Origin of the sequence: Rouxiella badensis, from assembly GCF_002093665.1 — a bacterium.
Taxonomy (GTDB): Bacteria; Pseudomonadota; Gammaproteobacteria; order Enterobacterales; family Enterobacteriaceae; genus Rouxiella; species Rouxiella badensis.
Genome location: NZ_MRWE01000018.1, coordinates 79747 through 95580, shown reverse-complemented (window position 1 = coordinate 95580; position 15834 = coordinate 79747). Strand labels below are relative to the sequence as shown.

Annotated in this window: 15 protein-coding genes and 3 tRNA genes; 6 read left to right on the top strand and 12 right to left on the bottom strand. The window is 50.0% G+C overall.

The window, feature by feature from the left end:
* Positions 1-26 precede the first annotated feature (26 nt).
* Together sufE and BS640_RS12430 are read left to right on the top strand one after the other, a co-directional pair.
* A complete protein-coding gene (gene sufE, locus BS640_RS12435; RefSeq protein ID WP_017492467.1) occupies positions 27-443 on the top strand; it encodes a cysteine desulfuration protein SufE in 417 nt (138 codons plus the stop codon).
* Between the two features lie 278 nt (positions 444-721).
* On the top strand, positions 722-1690 hold the full coding sequence (locus BS640_RS12430) for a L,D-transpeptidase family protein (protein WP_084912661.1): 969 nt from the start codon (positions 722-724) through the stop codon (positions 1688-1690).
* Positions 1691-1894: 204 nt separating this feature from the next.
* Here the strand turns inward: BS640_RS12430 and BS640_RS12425 are convergent, their stop codons facing one another.
* The 6 genes from BS640_RS12425 to BS640_RS12400 all read right to left on the bottom strand — a co-directional run bounded on the left by BS640_RS12425 (position 1895) and on the right by BS640_RS12400 (position 6263).
* On the bottom strand, positions 1895-2131 hold the full coding sequence (locus BS640_RS12425; RefSeq protein WP_017492465.1) for a major outer membrane lipoprotein: 237 nt from the start codon (positions 2129-2131) through the stop codon (positions 1895-1897).
* Between the two features lie 293 nt (positions 2132-2424).
* Positions 2425-3837 (bottom strand): pyruvate kinase PykF, encoded by a 1413-nt coding sequence (gene pykF, locus BS640_RS12420; RefSeq protein ID WP_084912660.1) that lies wholly within the window; start codon positions 3835-3837, stop codon positions 2425-2427.
* Between the two features lie 534 nt (positions 3838-4371).
* A tRNA-Val gene (locus BS640_RS12415) sits at positions 4372-4448 on the bottom strand.
* 48 nt (positions 4449-4496) lie between these two features.
* A tRNA-Val gene (locus tag BS640_RS12410) sits at positions 4497-4573 on the bottom strand.
* A 48-nt stretch (positions 4574-4621) separates the two neighbouring features.
* Positions 4622-4698: transfer RNA gene (locus BS640_RS12405), tRNA-Val, on the bottom strand.
* Positions 4699-4889: 191 nt separating this feature from the next.
* A complete protein-coding gene (locus tag BS640_RS12400) occupies positions 4890-6263 on the bottom strand; it encodes an MATE family efflux transporter (protein ID WP_017493918.1) in 1374 nt (457 codons plus the stop codon).
* Between the two features lie 273 nt (positions 6264-6536).
* Here BS640_RS12400 and BS640_RS12395 point away from each other — a divergent pair, with 273 nt between their 5' ends.
* Positions 6537-7208: a riboflavin synthase gene (locus tag BS640_RS12395; protein ID WP_017493917.1), complete on the top strand. Its 672-nt coding sequence runs from the start codon at positions 6537-6539 to the stop codon at positions 7206-7208.
* A 78-nt stretch (positions 7209-7286) separates the two neighbouring features.
* Here BS640_RS12395 and cfa read toward each other — a convergent pair whose 3' ends face one another.
* The gene (gene cfa / locus BS640_RS12390; RefSeq protein ID WP_017493916.1) at positions 7287-8438 is read right to left on the bottom strand and encodes a cyclopropane fatty acyl phospholipid synthase; all 1152 of its coding nucleotides are present in this window, start codon (positions 8436-8438) and stop codon (positions 7287-7289) included.
* Between the two features lie 346 nt (positions 8439-8784).
* Positions 8785-9984, bottom strand: a complete 1200-nt coding sequence (gene punC / locus BS640_RS12385) for a purine nucleoside transporter PunC (RefSeq protein ID WP_084912659.1) — start codon at positions 9982-9984, stop codon at positions 8785-8787.
* A 169-nt stretch (positions 9985-10153) separates the two neighbouring features.
* On the opposite strand from punC, the gene punR reads away from it, so the two are divergent.
* Positions 10154-11056, top strand: a complete 903-nt coding sequence (gene punR, locus BS640_RS12380; RefSeq protein WP_017493914.1) for a DNA-binding transcriptional activator PunR — start codon at positions 10154-10156, stop codon at positions 11054-11056.
* Between the two features lie 48 nt (positions 11057-11104).
* Here punR and purR read toward each other — a convergent pair whose 3' ends face one another.
* On the bottom strand, positions 11105-12130 hold the full coding sequence (gene purR, locus BS640_RS12375) for an HTH-type transcriptional repressor PurR (RefSeq protein WP_017493913.1): 1026 nt from the start codon (positions 12128-12130) through the stop codon (positions 11105-11107).
* Positions 12131-12465: 335 nt separating this feature from the next.
* Between purR and cydH the strand changes: the two genes are divergently transcribed.
* On the top strand, positions 12466-12555 hold the full coding sequence (gene cydH, locus BS640_RS21930; protein WP_017493912.1) for a cytochrome bd-I oxidase subunit CydH: 90 nt from the start codon (positions 12466-12468) through the stop codon (positions 12553-12555).
* Between the two features lie 143 nt (positions 12556-12698).
* On the opposite strand, the gene BS640_RS12370 is transcribed toward cydH, so the two are convergent.
* Positions 12699-13610, bottom strand: coding sequence for a C40 family peptidase (locus tag BS640_RS12370; protein ID WP_026110797.1), 912 nt, complete (start codon positions 13608-13610; stop codon positions 12699-12701).
* 477 nt (positions 13611-14087) lie between these two features.
* Here BS640_RS12370 and BS640_RS12360 point away from each other — a divergent pair, with 477 nt between their 5' ends.
* Positions 14088-14435 (top strand): Grx4 family monothiol glutaredoxin, encoded by a 348-nt coding sequence (locus tag BS640_RS12360; protein WP_017493909.1) that lies wholly within the window; start codon positions 14088-14090, stop codon positions 14433-14435.
* An 84-nt stretch (positions 14436-14519) separates the two neighbouring features.
* Here the strand turns inward: BS640_RS12360 and rnt are convergent, their stop codons facing one another.
* Positions 14520-15182 carry a ribonuclease T gene (gene rnt / locus BS640_RS12355; RefSeq protein WP_084912658.1) on the bottom strand — a complete coding sequence of 221 codons (663 nt, stop codon included), beginning with the start codon at positions 15180-15182 and terminating at the stop codon, positions 14520-14522.
* Positions 15183-15309: 127 nt separating this feature from the next.
* The gene (gloA, locus tag BS640_RS12350) at positions 15310-15717 is read right to left on the bottom strand and encodes a lactoylglutathione lyase (protein WP_017492934.1); all 408 of its coding nucleotides are present in this window, start codon (positions 15715-15717) and stop codon (positions 15310-15312) included.
* Positions 15718-15834: the final 117 nt, after the last annotated feature.

Below are 15834 nucleotides of genomic sequence, written 5' to 3'. Positions count from 1 at the left end.
AAAGCAAAATAGCAGGATGGTTTTTTATGGCAAATTTGCCAGATAAGCAAAAGTTGGTTAAAAACTTCTCCCGGTGCCCGAACTGGGAAGAGAAATACCTGTATGTGATCGAGCTTGGTGCGCTGCTTGCGCCATTAAGCGACGAAAATCGTCAGGCGCAGAATCTGATTTCTGGCTGTCAAAGCCAGGTGTGGATTGTGATGCACGCAGGCGAAAATGGTCAGATTGATTTCGCTGGCGACAGCGATGCGGCCATCGTGAAAGGGTTGCTGGCGATTGTTTTCAGCCTGTATCACGGCCTGACCGCAGAAGAAGTGGTGGCGCTTGACGTTCGTCCTTTCTTTGGCGAGCTGGAGCTGAGTCAGCATCTTACGCCTTCCCGTTCCCAGGGGCTTGAGGCAATGATCCGCGCTATTCGTGCCAAAGCGGCGGTAATGGCGTAACCACGCCGCTTTTACCCCGTGCAATGGCCCGCCCCATTAGGATTGTTCTGCTAATGGGTCGGGCCATTTTCGTTTCCCCTCCGATTTTTCCCTGATTTATTTCTGATTTTTCAGCAGCTTAATTCCTTAATTTCCTTGCGGCGATCTGATGCGTAACGCGTTGATTTTAGAAGCCTAAATTGTCATTAAGACCAGCAATGCTAATATTAACTCTAATAACGAATGATCCTCGAGTACCTTGATACTTAGGTCAATAACCTAGATGAGCAGGAATTAGCATGAAACTGACTTTGCCTCTTATGGGAATGCTTTTCGCCAGCGTTTTTAGCGCCGGAATGACCGCCTCGAAGGCGGCGGAATATCCACTTCCCGCCGATAACAGTCGCCTAATCGGCGAGAACACCACTTACGTTGTGCCCAATGATGGCAAACCACTCGAGGCCGTGGCCGCTAAATATCAAATTGGCCTGATTGCGATGCTGGAAGCGAATCCAGGCGTCGATCCTTTACTGCCTAAGCCTGGTACTGTGCTCACCATACCCAGTCAGATGTTGCTGCCTGACACCAAACGAGAGGGCATTGTTATCAATCTCGCCGAGCTGCGTCTCTACTATTATCCGAAAGGGGAAAACAAAGTCGTGGTCTACCCGATAGGCATCGGCCAGCTGGGGCGCAATACGCCTGAAATGGTGACCTCTATCAGCCAGAAGATCCCGAATCCAACCTGGACCCCGACGCCTAATATTCGCAAAATCTATCTGAAGGAGCAGGGGATTACGCTGCCTGGCGTCGTGCCTGCTGGGCCTGATAATCCGATGGGTCTGTTTGCCATGCGTCTGGCGGCCGGACAAGGGCACTATCTTATCCACGGCACCAATGCCAACTTTGGCATTGGTATGCGCGTGAGCTCGGGCTGTATTCGTCTACGTCCCGACGATATCGAGGCATTGTTCAATAGCGTACCTAAAGGAACGCGCGTTCAGGTCATCAATCAGCCGGTGAAATTTGACATCGAGCCGGACGGCAAGCGCTATGTTGAAGTTCACCAGCCGCTCTCACGGACGGAAACGGATGATCCGCAGACGATGCCGATACTCCTCAGCGCTGCGCTGAAGAAATTCCGTGCTAGCGACGAGACTAACAAGCAGGTTTTGAAAGACGCAATTGAACGCCGTTCCGGTATGCCCGTACTGGTAAATACGGGCAATGAGGATATCAATACCCCTCCCGCAGCGGGTGCGATGTAAGTCTTGACGGGTTTGATGCCATTTAAACGCCACCAAAACGCTTTAGTGGCGTTTTTGTTTGAAAGTATTGAAAGAGTGAGGGGGAGGATGAGGATGGCTCTAAACGTGATTGAAGAGGTTTGGCAGAGGAGGATAGGATGAGAACGAAAACGAGGCAAAAAAAATGGCGCACAATGTGCGCCATTTCATTATGAGAAGTAAATATTACTTCTTGTAAGCGTGAGCTTGGTTGTCCAGACGCTGGTTAGCACGTGCTGCGTCGTCTTTAGCTGCTTGAACGTCAGACTTAACAGCTGCAACGTCGTTGCTCAGCTGATCAACTTTAGAGTTCAGAGTTGAAACGTCAGAAGACAGTTGGTCGATTTTAGCATTGCTTGAACAACCAGCCAGCAGAGTAGAACCCAGGATTACTGCGCCCAGTACCAGTTTAGTGCGATTCATTATAAAACCCTCTAGATTAAGTTAATCTCCATGTAGCGTTACAAGTATTACACAAACCTTTTTCTAATGAGAATAAATTTTTATCGCCAAATGCTTTATTTTGTTCGTTCGCTCAAAGAAGCATCTTTTTTTACATAAAAGTTGAAAAACGTTATCTAAAACAGGCTTATTCCATGAGACTTGTCCCATTTTCAGAACATCCTATTTGACAGCTTTTTCTAAAAAACAGAGAAATTGGTCAAAAAAAACGCCGCATTTCGCGGCGTTGTTATTAATGTTTAACCTGCACGTCGTTAAAGCGTGTGCACGGAAGAGGTGTTGGTGGTGCCACTTGGAACTAAAGCACCGGAAACCATGACCACTTTGTCGCCTTTTTGAGCTAAACCACTTTCGAGTGCAGCTTCTTTACCAATGCGATAGAAATCGTCGGTTGAAGCAATTTCTTTCACCAGCTGGGTGATTACGCCTTTGGTCAGGATAAGCTGACGAGCGGTCACTTCGTTGGTGGTCAGCGCCAGAATCAGGGCGTTAGGGAAGTATTTACGCACTGAAATCGCAGATTTACCGCCGTGGGTGGCGACAACAATCAGAGGCGCGTCCAGTTTCTCGGCCATTTCTACGGCACCGCGGCATACTGCTTCGGTGATACGCAGTTTGCGGCTGTCGTTCTGGCCGTCGATGCGGCTAGGCATCACGCGGTCGGTACGCTCACAGATAGTGGCCATAATGGTCACTGCTTCAAGCGGATATTTACCCTTGGCGCTTTCGCCTGACAGCATTACGGCATCGGTGCCGTCGATGATGGCGTTTGCCACATCGCCTGCTTCTGCACGGGTAGGGCGTGGGTTTTTAATCATCGAGTCAAGCATCTGGGTCGCAGTAATAACGACTTTACGTGCGCGGTTACACTTCTCGATCATCATTTTCTGGGCGAAGATAACTTCTTCAACCGGGATCTCGACGCCCAGGTCACCACGAGCAACCATGATGCCGTCTGAGGCTTCGAGGATTTCGTCGAAGTTGTTCAGGCCTTCTTGGTTTTCGATTTTAGAGATGATCTGGATATGTTCGCCGCCGTGCGCTTTCAGGTGTTCACGGATTTCAACCACGTCAGAACGTTTGCGAATGAAAGAAGCCGCAACGAAGTCTACGCCTTGCTCACAACCGAAAATCAGGTCGCGTTTGTCTTTTTCAGCCAGTGCTGGCAGCGCGATGGAAACGCCCGGCAGGTTAACGCCTTTGTTTTCGCCCAGATCACCGTTGTTCAACACTTTACAGGTGACTTCGGTGTCGCTGACGTGAGTCACTTCCATACCAATCAGGCCATCATCGACCAGAACCGTGTTGCCCACTTTCAGGTCAGCTGCGAAGCCTGCGTAGGTGACTGCAACGCGCTCGGTGTTACCGACAACGCTCTGGTCAGTGGTGAAGGTAAAGGTCTGGCCTGCAATCAGAGAGGCGTCTTTGCCGCCTTCCAGTTTGATGGTACGGATTTCAGGGCCTTTGGTGTCCAGCAGGATACCGGCTTTCTTGCCCGTTTTTTCCATGACGCTGCGGATGTTCTTGATGCGCTGGCCGTGCTCTTCATAATCACCGTGAGAAAAGTTCAAACGCATGACGTTCATTCCTGCATCAAGCAGTTTAGTCAGCATCTCTTCGGATTCAGTCTTAGGTCCGATAGTACAAACAATTTTAGTCTTTTTCATGACGATTTTTTCTACAAGTTGTGATGGATAGGATAAGAGTGCGCAGTGCGGTAGAACGGTCGCCGAACGCGCTGAATGAGTTAATGACCTGGTTTGAGAAACACTTCAGTATGAGCAAAACATTACTAAGAATAGGCGAGTGCGGGAGAAATGCAGTGTAAAGTTCGACGGGCACGCAACTGTCTGGACGACATTTGCTCGTTTCGAGGGTGAAAACGCTTGTTATATGACGATATCGATAGATCAAGGGGCTGAATCCATTCAATCTAAGAAACTGTGCCAGTTTTTGTTGCCGATAGTATAGAGGGTAAGAGGGAGGGAAACCAAACAAAAAATAGCAGGGTGCGCAATACCTAGGTGTTATCTGCGGCTTTGTTGCGCAATAACAACAAACGTTTGCTTAACGTTGAGGATTACGCATGACGTTTTCAGTAGGTAAAGCAGATTGGGTGAAATGTCAGGATTTAATCAGGGAAATAAGGGTAAGCGTTGGATTTTATTGAAAGAGGCAGGGAGGTGTTCAGGAATTTGCATTGGTGCGTCCGAGTGGACTCGAACCACCGACCCCCACCATGTCAAGGTGGTGCTCTAACCAACTGAGCTACGGACGCACATCTTAATGCAATTTTTACGGCTAAACCGGTTAAGGTTTTGAGATTTGGTGCGTCCGAGTGGACTCGAACCACCGACCCCCACCATGTCAAGGTGGTGCTCTAACCAACTGAGCTACGGACGCACATCTTAATGCAATTTTTACGGCTAAACCGGTTAAGGTTTTGAGATTTGGTGCGTCCGAGTGGACTCGAACCACCGACCCCCACCATGTCAAGGTGGTGCTCTAACCAACTGAGCTACGGACGCATCGTTTATCTCTGTCTGCCAGTGCGGCAGCGGGGACGAATATTAACGACCTACCGGATGGCTGGCAAGGGAAAAAATGCATTTTAATGACATATTGCGTGCGATTGGTGCGCTAACGCTCATTACGTTGATTTTTTAAACATTAATTACGGTGCGCTGGCGATAAACAGCGCACCGTAAGAGGGTAAAAACTATCGCCCTGCGCGTTGCAGAATAGAAAATGAAGACTGTTTTTGGATCCAGCGCATGCGCAGCGACATCATGGTGGCGGCAAAAGTGAGTCCGATGATGAATCCGCACCAAAATCCGCTCGGACCCATGGCCGGAACCAGATAATTGGTCAGCGCCAGCAGGTAACCTATAGGCAGACCCAGGATCCAGTAGGCAGTAAAGGTGATGAAGAAAATTGAGCGCGTATCTTTATAGCCACGCAATACGCCGCTGCTAATCACCTGAACGGCATCTGAAATCTGGAAGATGGCCGCAAACAACATCAGATGCGACGCCAGGCTGACGACTGCCGGATTGTCGTTGTACAGGTGTGCAATGTGGGAGCGGAAGATAACCACCATCGTTGCAATAATGCAGGCCATAACAATGCCCGTCGCGATGCTGGTCAGTGCCGAGACCTTGGCCGCCGATGGATTTGATTCACCGAGACGTGACCCAACGCGAATGGTCGCTGCCACGCCGAGCGACAACGGAACCACGAACATCAGAGACCCGACATTTAACGCAATTTGATGACTTGCGACGGCAACTATTCCGAGAGGGGAGACCAGAAGCGCCACCACTGCAAACAGCGTAACCTCGAAGAACAGCGCCAGCGCAATCGGCAGTCCGAGCAGCGACAGACGCTTCAGTACGGCCCAGTCAGGTTTGGCGAACGGGCGCGTTGCAACGATATCTTTCAGGAAGTAGGAGCGCTTAGTGTAGATGCGCATCATGATGAACATGACCCAGTACACCGTGCCGGTTGCCACGCCGCAGCCCACGCCGCCCAGCGCCGGGGCGCCAAACTTGCCATAGATGAAGATATAGTTGACCGGAATATTTACCAGTAGGCCGATAAACCCGAACACCATGCCCGGTTTGGTCTTTGACAGCCCTTCACACTGGTCGCGCAACACCTGGAAAAACAGGTAACCGGGCGCGCCCCACATAATGGCACGCAGATACCCGATGGCCTTTTCTTTCAGCAGGGGATCGATGTTTTGCATCATGCCAATCATCAGGTCGCAGTTATAAATCACCACCATCACCAGGATCGACACACCCGCGGCCAGCCAGAAGCCTTGCTGCACCTGATCGCCGATTTTTTCACGACGACCAGCCCCGTTCAGATGCGCGACGGTGGGTGTTAAAGATAATAAAAGGCCGTGGCCAAACAGTATGGCGGGGAGCCATATTGATGTGCCGACGGCAACCGCAGCCATATCGGTTGCGCTGACCGAACCTGCCATGATGGTGTCAACGACACCCATTGCGGTTTGTGCAACTTGAGCGAGGATAACGGGGATCGCGAGAGCCAATAAACTACGCGCTTCTGTGAGGTACTTCTGCACGCATACACCTTTTTTATAATGATGAGTAAAACCAAAAAGTCACCCGAGGGTGACGATAATATAGTGAGGAATTGCCGAAAGATTGTACCTTGTCAGGTTTTTTAATCAAATCGCATGCTTAAGTTTCAACAGATGCCACTCTGCTGAGATTTTATCCCTCGAGTATGGGTGAGATGTGCTTTTATTCCCGATTTTAATTGGGCTTTCGTGACGCGCCATGGCAAAAAAAGTAATATAAGTGGTAATAAACGTTGAATTAACGAGGCGCGCCTAATGTTTACCGGAATTGTGCAAGGCAAAGGCACTGTAGTGTCTATCGATGAAAAACCTAACTTCAGAACCCACGTGGTCAGACTGCCCGAGGCGATGCTGCCAAATCTGGCGCTTGGCGCATCGGTGGCTCACAACGGATGCTGTCTGACGGTGACCAAGGTTGAAGGGGATTTAGTGAGCTTTGACCTGATCAAGGAAACGCTGCGTCTGACCAACCTCGGCGAGCTTAAAGAAGGCGATGAGGTCAATCTGGAGCGTGCGGCCAGCTTTAATGACGAAATTGGCGGCCACTTGATGTCTGGCCATATTGTCTGCACTGCCGAAGTCCAGAAAATCCTCACCTCTGAAAACAATCGCCAGATCTGGTTCCGTATGCCGCATGCAGAATATATGAAATACATTCTGCACAAAGGCTACATTGGTATTGACGGCATCAGTCTGACCGTCGGTGAAGTCACGCCAACCCGTTTTTGCGTACATCTGATCCCCGAAACGCTCGAGCGCACCACGCTGGGTGCCAAACGCCTGGGTGACAAAATTAATATCGAAATCGACCCGCAGACTCAGGCCATCGTCGACACCGTCGAACGTGTGCTGGCAAGTCGCGAAGCTGCACAGGCCGCTGCGGCCGCCCTGGCTGAAATCGAACACCAGGAACACGACAAAGAATAATTGCCCTCTTTAAGATGCAAAAAGTAAAAAAGCCGGAAGCAATCACTTGCCGCCGGCTTTTTTATTATGTGAAGCATATCAACGTGGAACGCGAATGCCGCCTTCAACGCCGTTAGGGCTGAGAACAACCTGCCACAGCTGAATGTCGCGAGCGCGGAATGCCCCAGCGCAAGCGTTCAGATAATAGCTGAACATACGATAGAAACGCGTTGAATAGTTCTCTGCAAAACTTGGCCATTCGTGAACGAAACGCTCAAACCAGGCCATCAACGTTCTATCATAATCTGCGCCAATGTTGTGCCAGTCTTCCATCACAAACAGGCCTTCAGTGGTCTGTGCAATGTGTTTAACGGAAGGCAGGCAGCCGTTCGGGAAGATATATTTATCGATCCAGGGATCGACATTCAGATCGGTTTTATTCGATCCGATGGTGTGCAGCAAGAAAAGACCGTCAGGTTTGATGTTGCGTTTTACCACGTCGAAATAGGTCTGGTAATTTTTAGGCCCGACGTGTTCAAACATGCCGACGGAAACAATGCGATCGAACTGATCGTTGAGATCGCGGTAATCCTGCAGCAGGATGGTGACATCAAGACCTTCGCAGCGTTGCTGGGCCATTTTTTGCTGTTCAGAAGAAATAGTCACGCCGAAAACACTGACGCCGTAATTTCGGGCTGCATATTCCGCCAAACCTCCCCAACCACAGCCAATATCAAGCAGTCGTTGCCCCGGCTGAAGCTGCAGTTTCTCACAGATCATTTTCAGTTTGGCTTCTTGTGCCTGTTCAAGCGTGGTCGCATCTTTCCAGTAGGCACAGGAGTATTGCATATAAGGGTCAAGCATTTTACTGAACAGATCGTTACCCAGGTCGTAATGCTCTTTACCTACGATCCAGGCGCGTTTTCTGGACTGCAGGTTGGTCAGCCTTGCTGCTGCGATACGCAGTGTATCTTTAAGATGATGCGGGAGTTTGTTCTCGAGCCCTGCGGCAACGACGCGATGGAAGAACATGTCTAATCTTTCACATTCCCACCAGCCGTCCATATAACTTTCGCCGAGACCCAGTGAACCTTCCTGAAGTACGCGCTTAAAAAAATCGGGATTTTTTACCGTAATGTCAAAAGGGCGTGTTCCATTAACCTCAATGCCAGCCATTGATAACATTTCGCTCGCGATTCGGTACCACTGATTATCTTGAATACTCAGGTCTTCTACACACGATGAACTCATAGCTTCTCCATCACTTTCTCTTCTGACTTATTAACCTGCTTAAAAAGCAACGGCTATTGGCAGGTCTTATGAGAACAGACGGATATTCCGCCTTGTCTGATATATGACTATGAACAGAGGGAAAATACGAAGGACACCAGGCGTAATACGCCGCGGTGAATCATCCTTGCACTAATAAATGTGACGCGATTCGCGCGCACAAAAGTTACTTGTGATAAAAGTTTTGTAAAAGTGTTATTTTCTTATGTTGAATTGAGTATAAGCTCGCCTGCGCGCATTCTCAACTGTAAATCGCAACAGGCGAACATATTCTTCAAGTTATTGTAACATAACGGTATTATATTAACTAATTAGCATGCTTTGCTTCTGGATGTCCAGACTTCTGCTTATTCGCTGAACACGTCAAAATAAAGTATCCCATTCCCACCAGCACCACCGTCGTAAGCATAACGGTCACCGTCGAGAATAATGGCTGGGATATAAATGCCGACACCATCATGCTACTTAAAAAGCAAAGTCCTAACTGTAATGTATTCTGCAACGCGGCAGCCTTTCCTGTATTAGCAGGAAATGGCATTAATGCATTTGCTACGACAATGGGATAACAGGCACCGTTTACCAGCGCCATTAAACAGAACGGCACTAACAAACTTACCAGCGTAGCCTGAGTTAACGTCGCAACCAGATAAAGCGATATAACGCTAATAGCATAGCCTAATAAAAGCCAGGGCAGCAGACGAACCCCATCAATTTTATTGATAATCATCCTACAGCCGTAACCCCCTAATAAAAATGCAATAGTTTGAGGGACATAGCTCAAACCAATCGCAGAAGGTCCGTAGCCCATTTCACTTAGAATAAAGGGGGAACCGGTCAGCCAGGCAAAAAAGCCGGCCGAACTGGCGCTGTAAATCAGTACGTTACCGCTATAAACCGGAGAGCTGAGCATCTCGGTGACACCGCTTTTTGCCTGCGCTTTTTCGGCAACAGACTTTTTCGTTTCTTTCAGCGTCAGCGTGAAGAACAGCAGCAGGGCGCTTATCACCAGCAGCAGGGCAAAGATGACTCGCCAGTTGAAATGATTCAGTACCCATGCGCCGACTAATGGGGCGAGGGCAGGAGAAAGTGCTACCAACGGCATGATGCTGGCAAAGGTGCGTTTCGCTACGTCAGACGCATAGCGGTCAACCACCAGCGCCTGCCAGCTTACCGCCGCGGCACAAACCCCAATAGCCTGAACAAAGCGCAGCGCCAGGAGCAGCTCGGTGTTTTGCACCCAGATCATGCCCAGACAGCCTACGGCGAACAGCGACAGTCCGGTTAATAAAATAGGTTTACGGCCAAAGCGGTCGGAAAGGGGACCCCAGAACAGCTGCGCCACGGCGAAGCCAGCCAGGAAGATACTCAGGCTAGCGCTTATTCCGCTGGCCGAGGTATCCAGACTCTCCTGCATGCTGCCAAAGGCCGGGAGATACATGTCGGTCGCCAGAAATCCGAGCATGCTCAGCCCGGCCAGATAGAGTAAAAAGCCAAATGAGGGTTTCATGATGTTCTCTTATAATTCAAAAAAGCAGTTAAATATTTCGTAGGGTGAAGCCAGTGGCGCAGTGTATCCGCTTGGCTTGCGGATTGTGAAACGTTAATATTTGCACCATGTGATTAAAATATTTGAAAGCAGAGAGTTGCAATGATCATCCCGACAAAAGGCGGTGCCTATGTGGTCTGAATATTCACTCGAAGTCGTCGACGCTGTCGCGCGAAACGGCAGCTTCACTGCCGCAGCGCTTGAGCTTAATCGCGTTCCGTCAGCGATTAGCTATCAGATTCGACAGCTCGAAGAATGGCTGGCGGTCCCCCTGTTTGAACGCCGACATCGCGACGTAGAATTGACGCCCGCAGGTCGCCTTTTCGTTGATGAAGCCCGAGTGCTTATCAAAAAAATGCTATCCACGCGTCGCCAGTGTCAGCAGGTCGCCAACGGCTGGAGCGGGCAGCTACGTGTGGCGGTCGACCGAATAGTAAAACCCGATCGCATACGGCAGCTGGTGGTCGATTTTTATCGCGCTTTCCCCGACACCGAGTTATTGATTCAAGGAGAGGTGTTCAACGGCGTTTGGGACGCGCTGGCCGATGACCGTGCAGACGTCGCCATCGGTGCCACCAGCGCGGTGCCGGTCGGCGGGCGTTTCAGCTTTAGGGACATGGGGACTTTACCCTGGCACTGTGTGGTCAGCGCCACGCATCCGCTGGCAGCACAAAATAGGGCGTTGGACGATGATGCGCTGAGGCCTTATCCGGCGCTGTGTATAGAGGATACCTCCAGAAATTTGCCCAAACGCGACACCTGGACGCTGGACAACCAGCGTCGTCTGGTCGTGCCGGACTGGACCTGCGCCATTGATTGCCTTTGTGAAGGGCTCTGCGTTGGCATGCTGCCGGTACATAGGGTAGCGCCGTGGATTGCGCAACAAAGGTTGGCAGTGCTTAATCTTGCCAACGTGTTTCCGGAAAGCCCGTGTTGTCTGACGTGGGACCAGCGAAATCATTCCCCGGCGCTAGACTGGTTGTTGGAGTATCTCGGGGACAGTGAAACGCTGAATCAAGAATGGCTGAGATAGCCTCACGCCCGCGAAGGCAGGCGTGAGAGGAGCGCAGAAAAGCGAGAATTAACGACGATAGTCGCGGAAAGGACCGTCGGCCACGGAGCGGCGTTCAACCAGCTTGGGTTTCACCTCGATGGTCTGCTGCACTTCGCGCTTGCTAATAATGCGGTCGAGCAACATGGTAAAGGCCATCTCGCCCAGGCGCTCTTTCGGCTGGTGTACCGTGGTGAGTGCTGGAGAGAAGTAGCGCGCGTTGCGCACGTTGTCATAACCAATGACCGAAATATCCTGAGGAACGCGCAGGCCCATTTCGTCGGCTGCGCAAATCGCGCCCATCGCCATCACGTCACCGCCGCAGAACACTGCCGTCGGTCGCTGCTTCTGGTTGAGGATCTTTTGCATTGCCTGATAGCCTGATTCAGGTTCGAAATCGCCCTGAACCACCCATTCATCACGCACGGCAATATTGGCTTCATTCATCGCTTTCAGGAAACCGCGATAGCGACCGCCGCCGGTGTTGCGGTTCAGCTGACCGGGAATGGCGCCAATGTCGCGATGCCCGCGTTCAACCAGGTAACGACCCGCCAGATATCCGCCCTCGAAGGCGTTATCAATAATCGAGTCGGTAAAGTCGTTCTGCGCTTCGCCCCAGTCCATCACCACCATCGGGATTGAACGGTACTCCTCGAGCATGGCAAGCAGCTCGGCCGGATACTCGGCGCACATCACCAGCAGGCCGTCGACGCGCTTTTGCGCAAGCATTGCCAGATAGGCTTTCTGCTTTTCCAGATTATTGTGCGAGTTACACAGGATAAGCGTGTAGCCCTTCGCGAAGCAGCTGTTCTCAACGGCTTCAATGACTTCGGCGAAGTAGGGCGCCTCACTCGAGGTGGCCAGCAGGCCGATGGACTTGGTGTTATTCACCTTCAGGCTACGTGCGACGGCGCTCGGGGAATAGTGCAAATCTTTAATGGCTGCGCGAACCGCAGCTTTAGTTTCTTCGGCGACGAAACGGGTTTTATTGATGACGTGCGACACCGTTGTAGTCGAAACACCAGCGCGCTTAGCGACATCTTTAATCGTGGCCATGTAAAAATCACTCCTGAACTAACCCTTTTCAGCACGTTAGTTTTTTGTTAATCGTTTGCCTGCGTGCATTCAACTGCATAAATCATTTTAAGCAGTTAATTCGTTGGGTGGTTTCAGGAATCCTGAAAGATGCGTCGGACAACGCCGACCGGGCACACAGCGTGGTAACCGCTAATTTTCTCTTATATCTCAAGAAAGGGAAAGCCAAATTTGCGCTTTCGCGATAAGTTGCGCAAATCGGTGCACGATCGGTAGACGTTTTTACGCAAAGCGCGCAAAATATTTAGGCTTATAAAATATAGGGTTTTTAATCTTCTATCCGGCAAGGAGTCTATGTGGATACCAATCTGAAATACTCATTGATAACCGTGGTGTGCGCACTGGTGACGATCGTGGCATTCAGCTTTACCGCCGTCATGCACTGATCTTTTGCCGTCAGGCAGAAACGAAAAAGGGCGATTTCTTATCAAAGAAATCGCCCTTTTCTATTTTACCGCCCGCTGGAGAGGGGGTAGGCTTAAACCATTCGTTAAATGCTATTCACAGGTGTTAAGCGAGAAATCATTATTTAACGAATCGTTTTCGGCGTCATGACCCGGCGAGCACCAACGTAGTGGTCTTGCCAGTAGTTATCTGCCAGATAACTAATTTTGATGTCTTCTCCAGAGCGCGGTGACTGAATAAACTTACCGTTGCCGAGATAAACACCTACGTGGTCCGCCGCGCCGCGTTTAGTAATTCTAAAGAACACTAAATCACCAGACTCAAGCTCACCGCGTGGAACCGGGGCCGCATCGCGCAAATGGTACATCTCATTGGCGGTGCGAGGCATTTTAATACGCATTAAATCTTTGTACGCGTAATAAACCAGGCCACTACAGTCGAAACCAGTATTCGGGGAGGTTCCACCCCAGCGATAAGGTTTGCCGACCTGGTGCATCAGCTTGTTCATCGCGGTTTCTTTAGCATGCAAATACTTTTTCTTGTGCGCTGCACTCAGCGTTAACGGGGTGCAGGTATCTTCTTTTGTTTTATGCTTTCGGTGTCGTCCGTAGGCTTTTTTGCCTTCTTTCGCACAGACCACGTTAGTGGTAGCAGCCAGAGAACGGCTAATCGAGTTTATCTCTTTCTTCGAGTTCTCTGCCTTGTGTCTTGCGAGCCTGGAAGCGGTTGGCTTCTCGGCCTTGTGCCTGACGAGTTTAGTGCTGGTAGGATGCTTGTGCTCGACTTTCGCCTTCCCGTGCACTTTCTCTTTCGTCCTGCTGTGTTCTTTGGCTTTCGATTGTTCTTTCACCGGAACAGTCTTGGTCTTTCTATTGCTTCTCGCGACGACCTTTCGCTTTCGTCGCTCATCAGGCTTTGCCTGGCTTACGTGCGTTTCGGCCTGTTTGGCGGAGACGCGATGACTTGGCGAAGCATTCGCCAAATTCAAAAAGAGCTGGGTAAACAGCAGCACAAAAAGCGTAAACATTAAACGCATGGCGTCGCTACCAATATTAGGCCGAAGTTAAACATCAAAAGATGTCCCAGTATTCCCGAAAAGCGGGAGACAAAACAGCACGAATTGCTTCGATTCTAATTCATATTGTGAGTAAAAGTTAATAACTTTTTTTCTGGGCAAAATATGAGCTACAGCGCCGAAAAAATAACCAGGATTCAGAGGGTTAAACTCACGTTACCTAAAAGATCCCTTTGGGATCGTTTGGGTTAAAGTCACAGAATAAAAATGTTATTCTATATGAATCTTTATTTTTGCACTGTTTTGACAATCAGGGATACTATCACCGACATTACAGGGATGCATCAATTAAAGGCCTTTTTGTGCGCTAAAGACCTCACAAAAAATGGCGTTTTTATCCGAGGGCTGCTCTCGTTACAATGGCAGACAGTTGATCAGGTTTTTTCCGATTTAAGTAATGACCGTGACAGCCAATTAATGGCTTGAGGAAGCAAGAAAATGACCACTACTATTGAAAAAATTCAACAGCAGATTTCCGAGAACCCGATTCTTCTTTATATGAAAGGCTCTCCAAAGCTGCCAAGCTGCGGTTTCTCTGCTCAGGCCGTTCAGGCGCTGTCTGCCTGCGGCGAGCGTTTCGCTTACGTCGATATCCTGCAAAACCCGGATATCCGTGCAGAAATGCCAAAATTCGCCAACTGGCCGACCTTCCCACAGCTGTGGGTTGACGGTGAGCTGGTCGGCGGCTGCGATATCGTTATCGAAATGTATCAGCGTGGCGAACTGCAGCAGCTGATCAAAGAAACGGCTGAGAAATATAAATCTCAGGAAGAGCAGCCAGAATAATCGGCTTCGACTCTTGAAATAAAAAGAGCGGCTATCGTAGCCGCTCTTTTTTTATGTCTTACTATTTATCTTAACGAGAAGAATTTATTTCTCTTCAACGCTCTCTTCTTCAGCAATAGGCAACGGCCAGCCACCGAGGCGTTTCCAGCGGTTTACCAGCTCGCAAAACAACGCAGCGGTTTGCTCGGTGTCATAAAGCGCCGAGTGCGCCTGAGAACTGTCGAAAACGATACCCGCGCTGATGCAGGCTTTGGCCAGCACAGTTTGTCCAAGCACCAGGCCGCTCAACGCTGCCGTGTCGAAGGTGGCAAAAGGGTGGAACGGATTACGTTTCAGGCCCGCGCGCTCGGCGGCGGCCATCAAGAAGCTGTGGTCGAAATTGGCATTGTGCGCAACGATAATCGCGCGATTGCAGTCCTGCTCCTTCATCCCCTTACGGATTGCCTTGAAAATGGCGTGTAGCGCGTCGTATTCGCTAACTGCGCCACGCAGAGGGTTAGTCGGGTCGATACCGTTAAATGCCAGTGCCTCAGGATGCAAAATCGATCCTTCGAAAGGCTCAACGTGAAAATGCAGCGTTTCATCGTTTTGCAGCCAGCCGTCTTCGTCCATTTTCAGCGTCACGGCGGCGATTTCAAGCAGGGCGTCGGTCTGGGCATTAAACCCGGCGGTTTCTACATCAATTACCACAGGATAAAACCCGCGGAAACGACCTTTCAGGGCGTTAATGTCACTTTTGTCAGCCATTGGTATCTTATCTTTAAACGAATTCAGCGCGCATTATGGCAAATTTTCAGGCCAGATGCAGGAGGAGAGAATAAAAAGCAAGAAAGGGCGCCTCGATTGCGCCCTTTAAGTTACCGGTGAGACGGGATTAGTTACCCAGTCCCTGACCTGCATGTTTAGATTCAATGAGCTCGATTTTGTAGCCGTCTGGATCTTCAACGAAGGCGATGACCGTGGTACCACCTTTAACCGGGCCTGCTTCACGCACCACTTTGCCGCCTGCTTTGCGAATGTCTTCACAGGTTTGCGCAACGTCGTCAACGCCCAGCGCCAGATGGCCGAATGCGGTGCCGTGGTCGTAGCTCTCTACGCCATAGTTATAGGTCAGTTCGATGACCGCCCCTTCGCTTTCGTCTTCATAACCGACAAACGCCAAATCGTATTTGTATTCTTTATTCTGACTGGTACGCAGCACTTTCATGCCCAGTACTTCAGTATAAAACTTGATTGAGCGCTGCATGTCGCCAACGCGGATCATGGTGTGAAGTAAACGCATAATTTCCTCTGATTGCCAGTTAAAACATATTGAATACTAGACTAACTCAATGCTATCGCTTTGTCTTTAAGAGACATCCCGACTGAGCAGTCTCTAAGCACTGGCGGGCTTAGAGAC